This is a genomic window from Streptomyces sp. NPDC111656 (genome assembly GCF_055656965.1).
Genome location: NZ_JBVKCA010000015.1, coordinates 168,954 through 186,851 on the forward strand (window position 1 = coordinate 168,954; position 17,898 = coordinate 186,851).

Consider the following 17,898-nt stretch of genomic DNA (forward strand, 5'->3'; position numbering starts at 1 on the left):
GGTGGCGGCCGTCATCTGTCCCCAGAGGGGGGCCGCTCTCCCCCTTATGAATATCCATACGAAGGGAAGTTCCCTCATGAACTCCACCCCCCAGGTTGCCACCGCCGAGATCTCGGACGCCGACCTCGACAACGTCTCCGGCGGCCTGTCGCTGAACGCCGTTGGCACCGTCTCCGGCCTGGTCGACGGTGTTGCCCCGGTCTCCGGCCTGGTCAACACGGTCGTCGGCACCGTCGAGGGTGTCACCGGCCTCAACACCGCCCCGGTCACGGGCCTGGTCGCCGGTCTCTGATCGCGTTTCAGTGCCGTTGAGTCCCGGAACCACTCCCCGGTTCCGGGACTTCTCGGATGCCGTAAACCTCTCGAACAGGTGAGGGAAGTCCCGTGCAGTTCCGCCAACAGGCCCTCGCCAAGCTGCAGTCGCCCGAAGAGCTCGACCTTCCGGTGCGCTTCGCACGCCCCCAGGGCTGGCTCGCCCTGTCCGTGACGGTGGTCGTCATGGCGGCGGCGTCCGTCTGGGCCGTGACGGGCACGGTGGCGTCCACCGTGAGCGCGCCCGCCGTCCTCACCCACGGCGAGGGCAGTTACATCCTGCAGAGCCCCGTCGCGGGGCAGGTCACCGAGGTCGTCGCCCAGGAGGGCGAACGGCTGCCCGCGAACGCGCCGGTGCTCAAGGTCCGTACGGCCCAGGGCGGTACGACCGTCGTCCGCACGGTCGCCGCGGGACGCGTCACCGCGCTCGCCGCCACCATCGGCGCGATCATCTCGACCGGCGCGAACGTCGCCGCCGTGGAGAAGGTCGCCCACGCCGACGACCCGCTCTACGCGACGGTGTACGTCCCCGCCGAGAGCGCGGCCACCATCCCCGCGAACGCCGCGGTCGACCTCACCGTGCAGTCGGTGCCGACCCAGCAGTACGGAGTACTGCGCGGCCATGTGAAGGCGGTCGGCCGGAGCGTGCAGACCCCCCAGCAGATCTCCTCCTTCCTCGGTGACAGCCAACTCGGCGAACAGTTCACCAAGAAGGGCAGGCCGGTGGCCGTCCTGGTCCGCCTCGACCGCTCCGCCGCGACGAAGAGCGGCCTGAAGTGGTCCTCGGCCGACGGGCCGCCGTTCGCGCTCACCTCCATGACCCTGGCCACGGGTTCGATCCGCCTGGCCGATCAGCGCCCCGTCGATTGGCTCCTGCCGTGACCACCGCACCAGACACCCGGAGCAGACGCCGCACCGCCCCGCCCAAGCGCACGGTCCCCAAGGCGAAGGGGAAGACGGTCCGCACCCCCACCGTCCTCCAGATGGAGGCCGTGGAGTGCGGCGCCGCCTCCCTCGCCATGGTGCTCGGCCACTACGGCCGCCACATCCCCCTCGAAGAGCTGCGCATCGCGTGCGGTGTCTCCCGGGACGGCTCGCGCGCCAGCAACCTGCTCAAGGCGGCGCGCAGTTACGGCCTCACGGCCAAGGGCATGCAGATGGACACGGCCGCGCTCGCCGAGGTGAAGGCGCCCGCGATCCTGTTCTGGGAGTTCAACCACTACGTCGTCTACGACGGCATGGGCCGCCGCTTCGGACGGCGCGGCGTGCACATCAACGACCCCGGCAAGGGCCGCCGTTTCGTGCCCATGGAGGACTTCGACACCAGCTTCACGGGCGTGGTGCTGGTCATGGAGCCGGGGCCCGACTTCCACAAGGGCGGCCGCAAGCCGGGCGTCCTGGGTGCCATGCCGGCCCGGCTGCGCGGCACCTCGGGCACGATGCCCGCGGCCGTGCTGGCGAGCCTGCTGCTGGTCGCGGTCGGCGCGGCCGTCCCCGCACTGAGCCGGACGTACATCGACACGTATCTGATCGGCGGCCGGACCTCGCTGCTGGGCGTGCTGTTCACGTCGATGGGCGCCTGTGTGGCGCTGACCGTCGTGCTGACCTGGCTCCAGCAGGCGAATCTGCTGCACGGCCGGATCATCTCCTCCACCCTCTCCAGCGCCCGCTTCCTGCGCCATCTGCTGCGGCTGCCCGTCACGTTCTTCTCCCAGCGCAGCCCGGCCGACCTGGTGCAGCGGCTCCAGTCGAACGACGCGGTGGCCGAGACCCTGGCCCGCGACCTCGCGGCGGCCGGCGTGGACGCGATCGTGGTCGTCCTCTACGCGGTGCTCCTCTACACCTACGACCCGCAGCTCACGGCCGTGGGCATCGGCGTCGCGCTGCTCAACGTGATCGCGATGCGCGTGGTGATCCGGCTGCGCGCGACCCGTACGGCGAAGCTGCGCGCCGACAACGCGCGCCTCACCAACACCGCGTACACCGGCCTCCAGTTGATCGAGACGATGAAGGCGACCGGCGGGGAGGACGGCTACTTCCGCAAGTGGGCGGGCCAGCACGCGACCACCCTGGAGGAGCAGCAGCGCCTCGGGGTGCCGAGCGCCTGGCTGGGTGTGGTCGCACCGACGCTCGCGACGCTCAACTCCGCGCTGATCCTGTGGATCGGCGGTCTGCGGGCGGTCGAGGGGCACATCTCCGTCGGCCTGCTCGTCGCCTTCCAGGCCCTGGTCACCCGCTTCACCGCGCCCCTCACCCGGCTCAACGGCGTCGCGGGCCGCATCCAGGACTTCGCTGCCGACGTGGCCCGGCTCAAGGACGTCGAGAACTTCCAGACCGACCCGCTCTACGCCCGCTCCGGCAGCGGCGAGTCCACCCGCAGGCTCCAGGGCCATGTCGAGCTGGAGAACATCACGTTCGGCTACAGCCCGCTCGACAAACCCCTGCTCACCGGCTTCTCCCTGACGGTCGGACCGGGCCAGCAGGTGGCCCTGGTCGGCGGCTCGGGCAGCGGCAAGTCCACGGTCTCCAGGCTCATATCGGGCTTGTACGCCCCGTGGGAGGGCACGATCCGCATCGACGGACAGCGACTGGAGGACATCCCGCGGGGCGCGCTCGCCGCCTCGGTCTCCTTCGTCGACCAGGACGTGTTCCTCTTCGAGGGGACGGTCCGCGACAACGTGGCGTTGTGGGATCCGTCCATCCCCGACGAGGCCGTGGTCGCGGCGTTGGAGGACGCGGCGCTGTACGACGTCGTCACGCGTCGCCCCGGTGGCATCCACAGCCGGGTCGAGCAGGACGGCCGCAACTTCTCCGGTGGCCAGCGCCAACGCCTGGAGATCGCACGGGCGTTGGTGCGCCGGCCGAGCATCCTGGTGCTCGACGAGGTGACCAGCGCGCTGGACGCCGAGACCGAGCAGACCGTCATCGACAACCTGCGCAAGCGCGGCTGTGCCTGTGTGGTGATCGCGCACCGGCTCAGCACCGTGCGCGACAGCGACGAGATCGTCGTGCTGCAGCACGGCACGATCGTGGAACGCGGGCGGCACGACGCCCTGGTGGCGGCCGGCGGTCCGTACGCCGAGCTGGTCAAGGAGCGATGAGATGACCACGGTTCACGAGGGCGCACGCGAGGGAGACCTCGTCCTCGGCGCGCTCGGCGGCATGGGAACGCCGGTCGACTGCTCCGGCCTCGGCCGCCTCGACCTGGAAGGCCCGCAGGTCCTCTGGCTGGTGGCGGCGGGCGCCATGGACCTGTTCGCGGTCGACGCCGTTCAGCAGGGCCACTGGCACCACCTCGGCCGCCTCGAAGCGGGCTCCCTGCTGCTCGGCCCCGTCGCCGGCCCGCAACACACCCTCGTGGGGCGGCCGTTGCGGGACTGCGTGGTGCGCCGGATCGTGCTGCGCGAGCTGTACCAGCAGGTGGACACCCAGACCTGGTCCTACGACGACTACGGCAACCCCCAGTACGTACCGCCGACGTCGAGCCCGCTGGAGTATGCCCTCGCCCTCGGCGTCGGCCGCAGCCTGTCCATTCTCTTCCAGGCGCCGATGGCCACGGAGAACGCCGCCGCGCTGACCGACGACGACGTCTTCTGGATGCAGGTGCCGCCCGGGAGTGTCCAGTACGGCTCCCTGTACGGCGCCGAGGCGGCGGCCGATCTGCTGATGGACTCCGGTGTCTGGCAGGGCATGGTCGACCAGCAGTACCGGCTGCTGTCCACGCTCGACCGCTGGATCGAGCAGTTGGAGGCCAGCCACGAGGACCGTACGGCGGCGGGCATCAAGGCGGGCGAGGCCGTCCGCGCCCAGGCCGACCGCACCCTGCTGGCGTCGATCGGCAAGTCGTCCAAGCGCCCGACGGCGGCCGACGCGGACGCCACGTACGCGGCCTGCAAGCTGGTCGCCCGCGCGTCCGGGATCACCCTCGCCGAGTCCGCGCAGAGCGGCACGGAGAGCGACCGGCTCGACCCGGTGGAGCGGATCGCGCTCGCCTCGCGCGTCCGCACCCGTGCCGTACGCCTCGACGGGCGCTGGTGGCGCGACAACATCGGCCCGCTGGTGGGCCACCGTGCTGTGTCGGGCTCGCCGGTCGCGCTGTTGTGGCGGCGCGGCGGATACGTGGCCGTACAGCCGTCTTCGGGGCGGGAGACCCCGATCGAGAAGGCCAACGCGCCGGAGTTCGAGCCGCGGGCCGTGATGTTCTACCGTCCGTTGCCCGAGCGGAAGTTGAGCCCGCTGCGGCTGCTGCGCTTCTGCCTCCAGGGCACCGGCGGCGACCTGCGCAACCTCGCGCTCAGCGGTCTCGTCACCGTCGCGATCGGCGCGCTGGTGCCGATCGCCACCGGCCAGGTGCTCGGCGAGTACGTGCCCAAGGCCCAGCACAGCCTGATCGTGCAGGTCTGTCTGGCCATCATGGTCACCAGCATCGTGTCGGCCGCGTTCATGCTGCTCCAGAACCTCACGATGCTGCGGATGGAGGGGCGGATCGAGGCGACGCTCCAACCGGCCGTGTGGGACCGACTGCTGAGGCTGCCGACGAAGTTCTTCACGTCCCGCTCGACCGGTGAGCTGGCCAGCGCCGCCATGGGCATCAGCGCGATCCGACGCCTCCTCGCGGGCGTCGGACCGACGCTCGCACAGGCGGGCACGGTCGGTGCGATGAACCTGGGGCTGCTCCTTTGGTACAGCGTGCCCATGGCGCTCGCCGCGATCGGCATGCTCGTCGTCATCGCGGCCGCGTTCCTCGGGCTCGGTCTGTGGCAGGTGCGCTGGCAGCGCCGCCTGGTCGTGCTCAGCAACAAGCTGAACAACCAGGCGTTCCAGACCCTGCGCGGCCTGCCCAAACTGCGGGTCGCGGCGGCCGAGAACTACGCGTACGCCGCCTGGGCGGGCGAGTTCGCGCGCAGCCGTGAGCTCCAGCAGAAGGTCGGCCGCATCAAGAACCTCACGACGGTGATGGGCGCGGTGTACCTGCCACTGTGCTCGCTGCTGATGTTCATGCTGCTCGCGGGTCCGGCGCGCGGCTCGCTGTCGGCCGCCGACTTCCTGACCTTCAACACCTCGATGACCATGCTGCTGACCTCGGTCACCCAGGTGACCGGCGCGTTCGTGTCGGCGGCGGCCGCGCTGCCGATGTTCGAGGAGATCAAGCCGGTGCTCGACGCCACGCCGGAGGTGCGGGTGGCGAGCACCCGCCCCGGGGTGCTGTCCGGTGCGATCGAGGCCCGGCGGCTGTCCTTCCGGTACGCCGACGACGGCCCGTTGGTCCTGGACGACGTGTCGTTCGACATCAAGCCCGGCGAGTTCGTGGCGATCGTCGGCCCCAGCGGCTGCGGAAAGTCCACGCTGCTGCGGCTGCTGATCGGCTTCGACAAGCCGGTCTCGGGCAGTGTGCTCTACGACGGGCAGGACCTGGGAGCGCTCGACCAGTCCGCCGTACGCCGTCAGTGCGGTGTGGTGCTCCAGCATGCCCAGCCGTTCACCGGCTCGATCCTGGACTGCATCTGCGGCACCGAGCCTTACACGCCCGAGGAGGCGATGGCGGCGGCCGAGATGGCCGGCCTGGCCGAGGACATCAGGCGGATGCCGATGGGGCTGCACACCATCGTCTCCGGCAGCGGCGCGATCTCGGGCGGCCAGCGGCAGCGCCTGATGATCGCCCAGGCGCTGATCCGCCGGCCCCGCATCCTCTTCTTCGACGAGGCGACCAGCGCGCTCGACAACGAGACCCAGCGCACGGTCATCGAGAGCACCCGGGCACTCAACGCCACCCGGATCGTGATCGCGCACCGGCTGTCCACGGTGATGGACGCGGACCGTGTCATCGTGATGGAGGACGGCCGCGTCGCCCAGCAGGGCCCGCCCGCGCATCTGCTCGCGGACACGGGCGGGCGGCTGCACGAGCTGGTGCGACGACAGCTGGCTTGAGTCGGCGCCGTCAGTCCATGCCCGGTACCGGGGCGCCGGACGGGACCCCGGCCTCGACGTAACGGGCGTAGATCTCCTTCCAGGGCGCGGTGGCCCCGGCGTGCGGGCCCTCGAGGCGCTCGCCGCGGGCCTTCGCGTCCAGGGCGGCGAGGCACACCTCCCAGCCGGCGCCGTTGCGGGCGGCGGTGTTCTCGGCCGCGAGGACGTGGGTGAGGGTGAAGCGGGTGCGCTTCTCGTCCAGGGTTTCGAGGTCGAAGCGGAGCTCGTCGCCGCCCCAGTCGAAGGAGAGGTGCCGGGGCGGGTGGACGGCGAGGACCCGGCCCGTGGACTCGGGCATGTTCGGGTCGCCGCTGAACCTGATCGTGCCGCCGGGACGCAGTTCGATCTCGGCCCGGGACGGGAACCACTCGGCCAGTTCGTCCGGGTCGGTCACGAACCGCCAGACGCGGTCGACGGGGTGGTCGTAGGTGCGGCTGAAGCGGACGGCGGGGCGGCCGTCGTCGAGGGTGAGGTAGGTGCCGGTGAGCGCGGTGGGTTCGGCGGACATGTGGCTCAGTCCTTAGGGGTGGGGTCTTCCGGGGGGTCCGACGGCTCCCCCGCCGTCCTGTCCAGGCGGCGGCCGAGGGCGTCCAGGCTCTCGTTCCACAGCGTCCGGTACGGGGTCAGCCAGGCGTCGAGTGCGGCGATCGGAGCCGGGTCGAGGGCGTAGACACGGCGTTGCGCGTCCTGTCGTACGCGCACCAGGCCCGCGTCCCGGAGCACCCGCAGATGCTTCGACGTGCTCGGCTGACTCAGACCGCACGCCTCCACGATCTCTCCGACCGGCCGCGGGCGCTCAAGGAGCAGCGCGACGATCGCACGACGGTGGGGGTCGGCGAGAGCGGTCCAGAGGGTGGCGTCGGACATGGCCTCAATATGCCTCGGCAGTTATATTCCCGTCAAGGCATACGCAGGGGAAGTCGACCGGCTCCGGCCGCCACTGTGACGGCCGCCTCACTCGCCACCCCCAGCGAAACGTTGCCGTTTCGCTGGGGGTGTTCTAGTGTCGATGTGTACGAAACAGTTTCGTTTACCCGTCATCCCTGAGCGACTTCCCTGGAGTGGTTCTCCCATGTCCCAGACCCTGACCGAAGGTGCCCGCAAGGGCACCGTGGACGGCTCGTCCACTCCATCGTCGAAGCGGTGGTGGATCCTCTCGATCATCGGCATCGCCCAGCTGATGGTGGTCCTCGACGCCACCATCGTGAACATCGCCCTCCCCTCCGCCCAGGCGGACCTCGGCTTCTCCGACGGCAACCGGCAGTGGATCGTCACGGCCTACTCGCTGGCCTTCGCCTCCCTGCTGCTGCTCGGCGGACGCATCGCCGACCTCTTCGGACGCAAGCCCGCCTTCCTCATCGGTATCGCCGGATTCGCCGGAGCCTCGGTGCTCGGCGGCGCCTCCACCAGCTTCGGGATGCTGGTCACCGCGCGCGCCCTGCAGGGTGTCTTCGGCGCGCTGCTCGCGCCCGCCGCGCTCTCGCTGCTGAACACGACGTTCACCGACGCCAAGGAACGCGCCAAGGCGTTCAGCGTCTACGGGGCGATCGCCGGCGCCGGTGGCGCGGTGGGCCTTCTGCTCGGCGGTGTGCTGACCGACGCGCTCGACTGGCGCTGGACGCTGTTCGTCAACCTCGTCTTCGCGGTCGTCGCCTTCGCCGGTGGCTGGGTGCTGCTGAGCAATCACCGTGACGCCGCCAACTCCAAGCTGGACCTGCCGGGCACGCTGCTGGTCTCCTCCGGCCTCTTCGCCCTCGTCTACGGCTTCTCCAACGCCGAGACGCACGACTGGAGTTCGCCCCAGACCTGGGGCTTCCTGGCCGCCGGTGGTGTCCTGCTGAGCGCGTTCGCCTGGTGGCAGACGCGCGCCGAGCACCCGCTGCTGCCGATGCGCGTGCTGCTCGACCGCAACCGTGCCGCGTCCTTCGTCACCGTTCTGATCACCGGTGCGGGCATGTTCGGCGTCTTCCTCTTCCTCACCTACTACCTGCAGCTGAACCTGGGCTTCAGCCCCACCAAGACCGGTGTGGCGTTCCTGCCGATGATGGCGGCCCTGATGGTCATGGCCCAGGTCTCCACCACCATCCTGGTGCCGCGGATCGGACCGAAGGTGGTCATCCCCGCGGGCTTCGCGATCGCGGTGGGCGGCATGGCCTGGCTGACCGGCATCGGAGTCGCCTCCGACTTCTCGACCGCCGTGCTGCCGCCGCTGCTGCTGATCGGCGCGGGCCTCGGCATCGTGATGCCGCCCGCCATGTCGCTGGCCACCAGCGGAATCGCGGCGGAGGACGCGGGTGTCGCCTCCGCGACGGTCAACACCATGCAGCAGGTGGGCGGTTCGATCGGTACGGCACTGCTGAACACGCTGGCCGCGAGCGCCGCCACGAGCTACCTCGCCGGCAAGGACGCGACCAGCAAGCTGGTCCAGGCGCAGGCGACGATCGAGAGCTACACCACCGCCTTCTGGTGGTCGGCGGGCTTCTTCGCCGCGGGCGCGGTGATCGCCTTCCTGCTCTACCGCCGCGGAACCCTGGACGCGGACCCGGACGCCGTGCGGGCCGTCCACATGTAAGTCCCGTGTGATCACCCACAGGCCGAGGGGCCGCCGTCTGCAGGGAGACGGCGGCCCCTCTCACGTCCGCCGCGGCGGGCGGCCGGCCGGGGATGCCGGCCGGGTTCGTTCCGCTGTACGGAGGGCCGGTACACGACGAGCGTCCGCCGCTCCTTCTCCAGCCTCAACCCGGGCGGCGCGGGCGCGACTTCACCGTCGTACGCGAGTGTGTCCGTACCACCGAGCTCCGCCAGCTCGACCCACGGAACCACCTCCGCTCCATAGACCCGGGATCGGCCGAGCGTGCCGGCGAGCGCGGAGACGATCACCCGGGTGCGGGCGAGCCGGTGTGCGCCGTCGATCAGGCGCAGGTCGATCAGCCCGTCGTCCAGGCGGGGCCGGTAGCCGGGAGCGAAGCCCTGGGGTTCGTAGCGGCCGTTGCCCGCGAAGAGCAGCCACAGACGGCGGTGGTGTCCGTTGACGCTCAGTTCCACGGGCGTCGCGGTGCGCAGCACCCGGACGAGGGCGACGGCCGCCGCCGGCCACTTGCCCATGCGCTGCTCCAAGTGCTCGCGCATCCGGACGAGTTCGGGGTACAGCCCGATGCTGAAGGTGTTGAGGAATCGCACCTCGCCAGCCGTCCCCGACCGCGCCACGCCGAGGTCCACCGCCACCGCCTCGCCCCGCCGGACCGCGACGGCGGTGTCCTCGACATCCCGTACGCCGACGTCCTGGGCGAAGTGGTTGAGGGTGCCGCCGGGGAACACCGCGAGTGCGAGCCCCCGCCCGGCCGCCGCGCGGGCCGCCGCGTTGACACTGCCGTCGCCGCCGCACACACCGAGCACACCGCCCGCCGCCCCTGCCCGCTCGACCGCCCTGTCCACCGCCCGCTGAAGCAGCGCGGCGAAGTCGTCGTCCGGGCCGCGCTCGACCAGCTCGGCCCGCGGCAGCAGTCCGCGCAGCCGCTCGACGGGCGGCAACGGGGTGCCGGGCCCGCCCGTCCCGGCCGGGGTGTTGACGAAGACGACGAGTCCTTCGCCGCCGGGCAGCGCCGGCGCGGGCGCCGAGGGCCGTTCGCGTGCCGGGAGCGCGGGGCGCGGCGGCCACCAGCGGCAGGTGAGCGCGGCGGCCGCGACGCCGATCGCCATCCCGGCCAGCACGTCTCCGGGATAGTGCACCCCGACGTACACCCGCGAGAAGGCGACGGCGGCGGCGAAGGGCGCGACCAGTGCACCGTATCCGGCCGACTCCAGGGCGACTCCGGTGGCGAACGCCGCGGCCGAGGCGGAGTGGCCGGAGGGGAAGGAGGTGGTGCGCGGCTGACGCTTCAGGTGCCGGATCGACGGCACGTGCTCCAGCAGCGGACGGGGCCGCCGGGTGCTCCACTTCACGACGGTGTTGACGGTCAGCGAGGCGATCGCGAGCGAGCCCGCACCCCGCAGGGCCGCCCGGCGGGGCACCCGGCCCCCGACGAGCGCGAGACCGGCCGCCGTGCCGAGCCACAGCCGTCCGTGATCGGCGCAGCGGCTGAGCCGTCGCAACGCCGGATCCGCGCCGGGCACCCGTGCCGCGGCCACCCGCGTGAACAGCCGTCGGTCCCACTCGCCGAGAACGCTCATGCCCCACGGCTACGGCACCCGGCCCGCCTCGGCATCCCCAGTCAATACACCATCCCCAATATTCACCCGTTCGAGTGAATGGGTGAGCGTCCGTGGCGACCTGAGGATGCTTCCGGCCAAGCCGGGGTAACTAGCGAGACCACATGACCCTCGCAGATTCCGGGCTTCCCTCGACCAATCCCTACGCCCACAGTTATCCGCGCGGTCCGTTCACCGTGGTCGAGGTGACGGGAGAGATCGACATCGCGACGGCGGAGGCGCTGGCCGAGCATCTGTCGGCGGCGACGGCCCGGGCCGAGCCGGACGTGCTGGTCGATCTGCGCCGGGTGGCCTTCTTCGACTGCTCGGGTTTGCGCGTACTGTGCCGCGCCGACACGAAGGCGCGGGAGCGCGGCGGGCGGCTCCGCGTCGTCTCCGACGGGCCCCGCGTCCACCGCCTCCTGCGCGCCGCACGCCTGCTCAGCCGCTTTCCGCCGCTGGCCGACCTCCCGGAACCACCGGTATCGACGCACCCGCAGGGCCGCCGGGCAGTTCCTCCTCCGTCCCGTCCGGAAAGCGGATCAGAACCCCGCCCCCGGTCGTGACCCGGGCGCTCGCACCGACGAGTTCGGGATCGCGGCCGAGGACCACCAGGGTGACGAGGAGATGGACCCCGCCGGGGTGAACGGGCAGCGCGAGATGCGGAGTGGCCGAATGGACCCCATAGGCGTTGGCGTCCCTCGCCCGCGCGACCAGGCCGTCCCCCGACGCGTCCCAGCCGAGCAGCCCGACGACCGCGCTCGTCAGGCCGTCCGGGCGTCGCGCCCGCGCCCATCGCGGCCCCGTGCCCTGCGCCGGCGGCCCGGCGTCGTCGGCCAGCGCCCACCCCCCTTCCCGTACGACCGCGCCGCGCGGCCCCGCCACCCGGTGCACCCGGACCTCCCACGGACCGTGCACCACGCTGGTCGTCTCGATGCGGTGCTCGGCGCCCGCCAGACGTGCCGTGTGCCAGGAGGCGGCGCGGCGCCCGGCCGTGCCCAGCGGATGGATCCGGCCGCGCCGGGACCGCGTGCCGTCCGCCGCGACCAGCGCGAGGTGGTTGTCGATCCCGGCGCCCCTGGTGCCGAACCCGGCCCCCTCGGTGTCGGGCGCCGCCGCGCTGGCGTACGCGAACCTCGTGTAGTGCGGGCTGTCCTCGTCCGGTGCGGGCGGGGGCGGCAGGCGGTCGCTGCCGTGGTTCACCAGGCGTACGACGCCGTCGGCGGCCGTCGAGTGCAGGAGCCAGCCCGGGACGGGCAGCGCCACGCACGAGTCGGCCGTGTCCACCGGGCCGGGCTCCTCGGGGGCCGTCCACACGGGGTGGTCGGCGGGGAGCAGCAGACCGAGGAACGCCTTGCTCGCCCAGTACGGGGAGGCGGGTCCCGAGTAGCGCTGGGTGACCGGGAGAAAGGGGCGGTACCAGCCGAGCGACAGCAGCCCCTTCTCGTCGGGCACACCGCGTTCGGCGAAGTGCCTCAGGGCTCCGGAGGCGAGGCGTCGGGTCACGCCCGGTGCCAGCGGGGTCGCGTCGGCGAGGACGCCCGCCCACAGGGGGGCGGTGGTCGCGAACCGGTAGGTGAGGGAGCGGCCCTGGTGCACGGGGGCGCCGTCCGCGCCGAAGAAGTACTGATGGACGCCGAGGAATTCGCGTAGTCGGGCGCGGTGTTCGGCCACCAGCTCCGGGTCGGCCCGCGATCCGGCGACGCGCGCCCACAGCACCGGGTACAGGTGCAGGGCCCAGGCGTTGTAATAGTCGAACTTGCGGCCGTCGCCGTCCGTGTACCAGCCCTCCCCCCGGTACCAGTCCCCCAGCCGCGCCAGCCCGGCGTCGATCTCGTCCCGGCGGTGCGGGGCGCCGACCGAGGCGAGGAACTCCTCCGTGATGACCTGGAAGAGCCGCCAGTTGGAGTCGTTGACCCGCGCGCCGATGAAGCCGCTCAGCCAGTCGACGACACGGCCGCGTACGGAGTCGTCGAGGCGGTCCCAGATCCAGGGGCGCGTCTCGTGCAGGGCGATCGCGACGGACGCGGCCTCGACCATGGGCTGGCCCCGGTCGGTGATCGGCGGCCACCGGTCCGGGCCGTGCGGGTCCGTCCCGGCGGTGAGCCCGGCCGCGTAGCGCTCGATCAGCGCGGGCCCCACCCGGCCGCCCGAGCCCGCGATACGGAAGGCGGCGAGCAGGAAGGAACGTGCGTAGCCCTCGAGGCCGTCGGACCAGGGGCCGGAGTGACTGGCCCGGCCGGGGAGCCGGTACTGGGCCGAGGTGGGTGAGGCGTGAGGGAGCAGACCGTCCAGGAGGCGGTCGGCGGTCGCCTCCCAGTGGGCCCGGGTCCAGCCGGTGACCGGTGAGGTGGTGGGGTCGGGGGGCGGCAGGTGTGTCGGGGCGGTGAGCGACACATGCGGGACGGTCATACGGGGGTGGATCCTCCGTCTTCTAGGGCCTGTGTGGAGTTGTGATCTGGATCAGGGAGCGGGGCGTGGTGCGTGCGATCGCAAGGCGCCGGAATGTCCTCGATGGGGGTCCCCCGGCTCGAGCGAAGCCGAGAGTGGGGGAGGAGCTACCAGGGCATTACGGCAACGCGGCGAGCGTGCGTGCCACGCCCCGCGAGCCCAGATCACAACTCCGCACAGGCCCTAGGGGACCGGCGGGGGCGGCTGGACGCTGTCGCGCACGACGATGTGGGTGCCGAGCAAGTGGTGGGCGCCCGCTGCGTGTTCGGGGTCGCGCAGGGCGATGCGGACGGCGGCGCGGCCGAGTTCCTCGGCGGGGGTGCGGACGGTGGTGAGCGGGGGGTTGAAGTCCTCGGCGAGCGGGATGTCGTTGTAGCCGACCACCGAGATGTCCTGGGGCACGCGCAGCCCGGCGTCGGCGATGGCCCGCAGGGCTCCGGCGGCGACCATGTCGTCCCCGGCGAAGACCGCGGTGAAGCGCGCGGGGCCGGCGTCCGGGGTGGCGGTACCCGGGGTGGCGGTGTCGAGGGTGTCGGCGTCCGGGGTGGCGGTGTCACCGGGGCCCAGGTCCCCGCCCGCCTTGAGCAGTTCCGTCATCGCGCGGTGGCCCGCCGCCCGGCCCAGGCCGCAGTCGACGACGTGGGCGGCCTCGGGGCCCAGGCCGTGTTCGGCGAGTGCGGCCCGGTATCCGGCGACGCGGGCGTCGAGGGCCGTGTTGCCGGGCAGGCCGCCGAGGAAGACGATCCTGCGGTGGCCGGCCGAGAGCAGGTGGCCGGTGATCGCGCGTGCCCCGGCCTCGTTGTCGAACTCGACGACGAGTGCCGGGATGTCGGGATCCGGCGCGGGCCTCCCGCACAGGACGAGCCGCGCGCCGGACGAGGCGAGGGCCTGGGCGTAGTGCGCGACGCGCTCGCGGTAGGCGTCGTCCTCGACGACTCCGCCGACCAGGATCACCAGCCCCGCCCCCTCCTCGCGCATCAGCTGGACGAACTCCAGCTCGCGCCCCGGGTCACCGCCCGTGGTGCCGACCAGGCAGAGCCAGCCGCGGGCGGCGGCCTCCGCCTCCACGCCCTCGGCGACCTGGGCGTAGAAGGGGCTGGTGACCTGGCGCAGGACGACGGCGACCATCTTGCGGCCGCCGCCGACCAGGGCGCGGGCGTGCGCGTTGGCGACGTAGTCGAGGTCGCGGGCGGCGCGCAGCACCCGGGCCCTGGTGGACGCGGGCACCGGGTGGTTGCCGCTGAGCACGCGCGAGACCGTGGCCATGGACACCCCGGCCCGCTCGGCCACCTCGCGGATCGTGACCCGCCCCTTCGACGTCATGCCGTTCCCCATCCCCATCCCCCGCGTCTCTCCTTCGACCGGCTCCGCCGCCTCAGGTGTTGGCGGCGTAGTCCTTCGAGAACTCCTCGGCCATTCTGTCGCCGCCTCGATCGCGCCATTTCCTCGCGGCCGCGTCGAGCTCGGACAGCGGCAGGCGGCCCGCGATGACGCCGGTGACGGTGTCGTCCATCAGCGCCCTGAGCGTGGTGCCCTGGGCTGTGTACGTGCTGGACTGCAACCCGAAGGACGCGTTGCGGATCGCCACCGGGACCACCTTCACCTGCCAGGCGTGCAGGGCGCGTACGGCCTCGGGCATGCCCGGCACGAACAGCACCTGGGGCCCCTCGGCGAGGTACTTCAGCGGCAGGTTGGTGTTGTTCTCGACGTCCCCGAGCTTGGTGGCCTCGGGCGAGCCGTCCGTGCCGCGGGTGAAGTGGGTGCCCTCGACGCCGTAGTGGACGAGTTCCCACTCCTTGCTGCCGAAGGGCGCGGCGAGGTAGTTCAGGACGCGCAGGAGAAGCTCGACGCGTTCCTTCTTCGCCTTCTTCAGGATGGTGTAGCCGAAGGAGCGGCGGCCGGCGACGATCCCGCCGGGTGTCCCGTCCACGCTGTACGGCAGCGCGGCGGCAGGGGTCAACAGGCCTTTGGAGTCGAGGTACTTGGGGAGGTACCCGCCGAATCCGTCCTGCATGGAGCCGACGGTGCCGTTGAGGAAGAGCGTGCTCAGGTCCGGCTGGGAGAGGGAGGTGGCGTCGGGGTGGTAGGAGCCGTTCTTGCGGAGCTGTGCCTGATAGGCGACCGCCGCCTTGTAGCGTTCGTCGCCGTAGTTCGCGTGGAACGTGCCGTCCTTGTCCACGGCCCAGCCCTGTGGCGCGGTGTGCGCGGCGGAGTGCACCGCGTTGCCGAACAGCGAGCCGGTCGCGGCCCCGAGCGCGTACTTCTTTCCGCTGGTTCCCTTCTTGGCGACGGCGGCGAAGTCCTGGGAGGTCCAGCCCTCCTTCAACCCCGCGTCGGTGAAGAAGGCCTGGTTGAGCCAGAGGGTGGAGCCCGGCAGCGGGCGTTCCAGGGGGATGCCGTAGATCCGGCCGCCGACGCGGCCCATGTCGCGCCAGGCGTGGGTGGGGATGTTGGCGAGGTTGGGATAGTCCGCGATCGCCTCGCCGGACAGGTACGGGGTGAGGTCCTCCGCCCTGCGCTGCACGAACTGGGCCTCGCGGGGCAGCACGAAGCCGGAGAAGACGTTGATGATGTCGGGCAGTTCGCCCGGGTCACCGGCCATCACCGTGGCCATCTTCTTCTGGTAGTCGGTCTGAGAGATGATCGTGTATTCGATCTTCACGCCGAGCGCCTTCTCGACCGCCGCCCAGAACCGGTTCGCGGCGGCCGGCTTGGGCGGCGTACCGAAGGTCACGGACATGACCTTGACGGTGGAGCCGTCGCCCGGTGTGCCCGAGACGGCCGTGACCAGGTCGCCGGGGTAGGCCGTGTATCCGGCCTGGACCCCGGCGTCGGTGGGAGCGAGGTCGGGCTTCGGGCCGGCGAACGCCTTGTACGCGGGCCAAGGGGCCAGCTTTTTGCCCGCGTTGGAGACGTCGCCGTCACCCGAGCTGGTCGAGCAGGCGGCCAGTGCGCCGGGCGCGGCGAGCGCGGCGCCGCCGACGGCCATCGAGCGCAGCAGGGTGCGCCGGGACAGGGAGGGCATGGGAAACCGACCTTTCCTGGTGGACGGAGTCAGCTCTTGACGGCGCCGGTGAGCACGCCCTTGGTGAAGTACTTCTGGAGGAAGGGATAGACGAGCAGGATCGGTACGGTGGCGATCACCAGGACCGCCATCTGCACGGTCTGCGGCGCGTTGACCGTGCCCTCGCCGCCCGTCGTGTCGGTGAGCCCGGAACCGGCCACCACGTAGGTGCGCAGCACCTGTTGGAGCGGCCAGTGGTCGCTCTCCAGATACAGGGAGGCGTAGAACCAGGAGTTCCAGTACGCCACCGCGTAGAACAGTCCGACGACGGCGAGGGCCGCCTTCGACAGGGGCAGTACGACCGACCACAGCACCCGCCAGTCTCCCGCCCCGTCCAGCCGCGCGGCCTCGTACAGCTCCTCCGGGATCGCCTGGAAGAAGCCGCGCAGGACGACGAGGTTGAACACGTTCACGAGAACGGGCAGGATCAGCGAGCTGTACGAATCGAGCATGCCCAGCTCCTTGACCAGCAGGAAGCCGGGGATCATGCCCGGGGGGAAGAGGAAGGTGAACAGGATCAGGAGCAGGACCGGTTTGCCGCCGAAGACGCCGGGACGCGACAGCGCGTAGGCGAGGGTGACGGTGCAGACGAGGCTGAGCAGGGTGCCGACGAGGGTGACGCCCGCGCTGACGCCGAGGGCATGGGTGACGATGCCGCCGTCGAGGATGTCGCGGTAGGCCTTGAGGGTGGGGTGCTGGGGCCAGAGCACCCAGCCGCCGTTCGCGACGACCTCCCGCTGGGAGGCGAGCGAGGTGGAGAGGATGACGAGGAAAGGCACGCACACCAGCAGGACGACGGCGGCGAGGGCGACGGCCTTGGCGGCCTGGGTCGCGGGCTTCGGCTTCTCCATCCAGCCGGGCCGGGCATGGGTGCTCACCGGTAGACCCCCTGTTCGCCGAGGCGGTGGGCGACCTTGTTGGCCGCGTAGACGAGCAGGGCGCCGACGACACCCTTGAACAGGCCCGCGGCGGCGGCGAATCCGTAGTCGCCGCCGACGATGCCCTGGTAGTAGACGAAGGTGTCGATGATCTCGGCGGCCTGCGGGCCGACGGCATCCCGCTGGAGCAGCATCTGCTCGAAGCCGGCCGAGAGGATGTCGCCGAGCCGCATGATGAGCAGCAGCACGATCACCGCGCGGATGGCGGGCAGGGTGACGTGCCAGAAGCGGCGCCAGGGGCCCGCGCCGTCGATGGCCGCGGCCTCGTACTGCTGCTCGTCGACCTGGGAGAGCGCGGCGAGGAAGATGATCGTGCCCCAGCCTGCGTCCTTCCAGGTGACCTGGGCGACGACGAGCGGTTTGAAGGCGTCGGGATTGCCGATGATGTCCACGGTGTGCAGGCCGGCGTCGCCGAGATAGCTGTTCACCATGCCCGTGTCGCCCAGGACCTGCTGGAACAGGGCGACGACGATCACCCACGAGATGAAGTGCGGCAGGTAGGCCACCGACTGCACGAAGCGGCGGATGCTGCTGCGGGTGAGGCTGTGCAGCAGCAGGGCGAGGGCGAGCGGGACGGGAAAGTAGAAGACGATCTGCAGGACCGCGATCCAGAGGGTGTTGAGGACCGCGTCCCAGAACTCGCCGTCCTCGAACATGCGCCGGAAGTTGTCGAGGCCCACCCAACGGCTGCCCCAGACGCCGTCGAACGGCACGTAGTCCTTGAACGCGATGACGTTGCCGAGCAGGGCGCCGTAGTGGAACACCAGGAAGTAGGCGAGCCCGGGGAGCATGAGCAGGAACAGCGCCCTGTTGCCACGTTTCTGAAAGCGTTTCAAGCCGCGACGGGCCTCGATCGGAGGGCGGGGCGAAGGGTCCACCGCCTCCGTACCTGCGTGATCCCGTAACACTGCGGCCACGGCGCCTCCTCACCTGGGACTGTCGGGTGAGGGGAAATTAAAACGTTTCCAATGCGGGGTC

General features: G+C 71.4%; 13 protein-coding genes and 1 pseudogene. 6 read left to right on the forward strand and 8 right to left on the reverse strand.

Going from position 1 to position 17,898, the window contains the following annotated elements; translation table 11 throughout:
• The first annotated feature begins 76 nt into the window (after positions 1-76).
• The 4 genes from ACZ7M3_RS35965 (at position 77) to ACZ7M3_RS35980 (ending at position 6,240) form a co-directional block, all read left to right on the forward strand.
• Entirely contained in the window at positions 77-292 is a 216-nt protein-coding gene (locus ACZ7M3_RS35965; protein WP_067360085.1) for a hypothetical protein, read from the forward strand.
• A 92-nt stretch (positions 293-384) separates the two neighbouring features.
• Positions 385-1,194: an HlyD family efflux transporter periplasmic adaptor subunit gene (locus tag ACZ7M3_RS35970; protein WP_121413969.1), complete on the forward strand. Its 810-nt coding sequence runs from the start codon at positions 385-387 to the stop codon at positions 1,192-1,194.
• Positions 1,191-3,413, forward strand: a complete 2,223-nt coding sequence (locus ACZ7M3_RS35975) for an NHLP family bacteriocin export ABC transporter peptidase/permease/ATPase subunit (protein ID WP_261687488.1) — start codon at positions 1,191-1,193, stop codon at positions 3,411-3,413. The genes ACZ7M3_RS35970 and ACZ7M3_RS35975 overlap by 4 nt, the downstream gene beginning before the upstream one ends.
• Before the next feature lies 1 nt (position 3,414).
• Complete coding sequence (locus ACZ7M3_RS35980; RefSeq protein ID WP_472068973.1) at positions 3,415-6,240, forward strand: NHLP bacteriocin export ABC transporter permease/ATPase subunit; 2,826 nt, start codon at positions 3,415-3,417, stop codon at positions 6,238-6,240.
• Positions 6,241-6,250: 10 nt separating this feature from the next.
• Here ACZ7M3_RS35980 and ACZ7M3_RS35985 read toward each other — a convergent pair whose 3' ends face one another.
• Both ACZ7M3_RS35985 and ACZ7M3_RS35990 read right to left on the reverse strand, forming a co-directional pair.
• The gene (locus ACZ7M3_RS35985) at positions 6,251-6,787 is read right to left on the reverse strand and encodes an SRPBCC family protein (protein ID WP_472068975.1); all 537 of its coding nucleotides are present in this window, start codon (positions 6,785-6,787) and stop codon (positions 6,251-6,253) included.
• A 5-nt stretch (positions 6,788-6,792) separates the two neighbouring features.
• Positions 6,793-7,146 (reverse strand): ArsR/SmtB family transcription factor, encoded by a 354-nt coding sequence (locus tag ACZ7M3_RS35990; RefSeq protein WP_261687491.1) that lies wholly within the window; start codon positions 7,144-7,146, stop codon positions 6,793-6,795.
• A 205-nt stretch (positions 7,147-7,351) separates the two neighbouring features.
• Here ACZ7M3_RS35990 and ACZ7M3_RS35995 point away from each other — a divergent pair, with 205 nt between their 5' ends.
• Complete coding sequence (locus tag ACZ7M3_RS35995; RefSeq protein WP_095850894.1) at positions 7,352-8,851, forward strand: MFS transporter; 1,500 nt, start codon at positions 7,352-7,354, stop codon at positions 8,849-8,851.
• A gap of 11 nt (positions 8,852-8,862) precedes the next feature.
• Here ACZ7M3_RS35995 and ACZ7M3_RS36000 read toward each other — a convergent pair whose 3' ends face one another.
• Entirely contained in the window at positions 8,863-10,449 is a 1,587-nt protein-coding gene (locus ACZ7M3_RS36000; RefSeq protein WP_472068977.1) for a phosphatase PAP2 family protein, read from the reverse strand.
• Between the two features lie 143 nt (positions 10,450-10,592).
• Between ACZ7M3_RS36000 and ACZ7M3_RS36005 the strand changes: the two are divergent.
• Positions 10,593-10,895: pseudogene (locus ACZ7M3_RS36005) on the forward strand (STAS domain-containing protein); the annotation flags it as partial.
• A 13-nt stretch (positions 10,896-10,908) separates the two neighbouring features.
• On the opposite strand, the gene ACZ7M3_RS36010 reads toward ACZ7M3_RS36005, so the two are convergent.
• The 5 genes from ACZ7M3_RS36010 to ACZ7M3_RS36030 all read right to left on the reverse strand — a co-directional run bounded on the left by ACZ7M3_RS36010 (position 10,909) and on the right by ACZ7M3_RS36030 (position 17,711).
• On the reverse strand, positions 10,909-12,879 hold the full coding sequence (locus tag ACZ7M3_RS36010) for a DUF2264 domain-containing protein (RefSeq protein ID WP_472068979.1): 1,971 nt from the start codon (positions 12,877-12,879) through the stop codon (positions 10,909-10,911).
• Positions 12,880-13,101: 222 nt separating this feature from the next.
• Complete coding sequence (locus ACZ7M3_RS36015) at positions 13,102-14,241, reverse strand: LacI family DNA-binding transcriptional regulator (RefSeq protein ID WP_472069141.1); 1,140 nt, start codon at positions 14,239-14,241, stop codon at positions 13,102-13,104.
• Positions 14,242-14,293: 52 nt separating this feature from the next.
• Entirely contained in the window at positions 14,294-15,943 is a 1,650-nt protein-coding gene (locus ACZ7M3_RS36020) for a type 2 periplasmic-binding domain-containing protein (protein WP_472068981.1), read from the reverse strand.
• Between the two features lie 29 nt (positions 15,944-15,972).
• Entirely contained in the window at positions 15,973-16,860 is an 888-nt protein-coding gene (locus ACZ7M3_RS36025) for a carbohydrate ABC transporter permease (RefSeq protein ID WP_472068983.1), read from the reverse strand.
• Positions 16,857-17,711, reverse strand: coding sequence for an ABC transporter permease (locus ACZ7M3_RS36030; protein WP_472069143.1), 855 nt, complete (start codon positions 17,709-17,711; stop codon positions 16,857-16,859). The genes ACZ7M3_RS36025 and ACZ7M3_RS36030 overlap by 4 nt, the downstream gene beginning before the upstream one ends.
• Between the last annotated feature and the right edge of the window lie 187 nt (positions 17,712-17,898).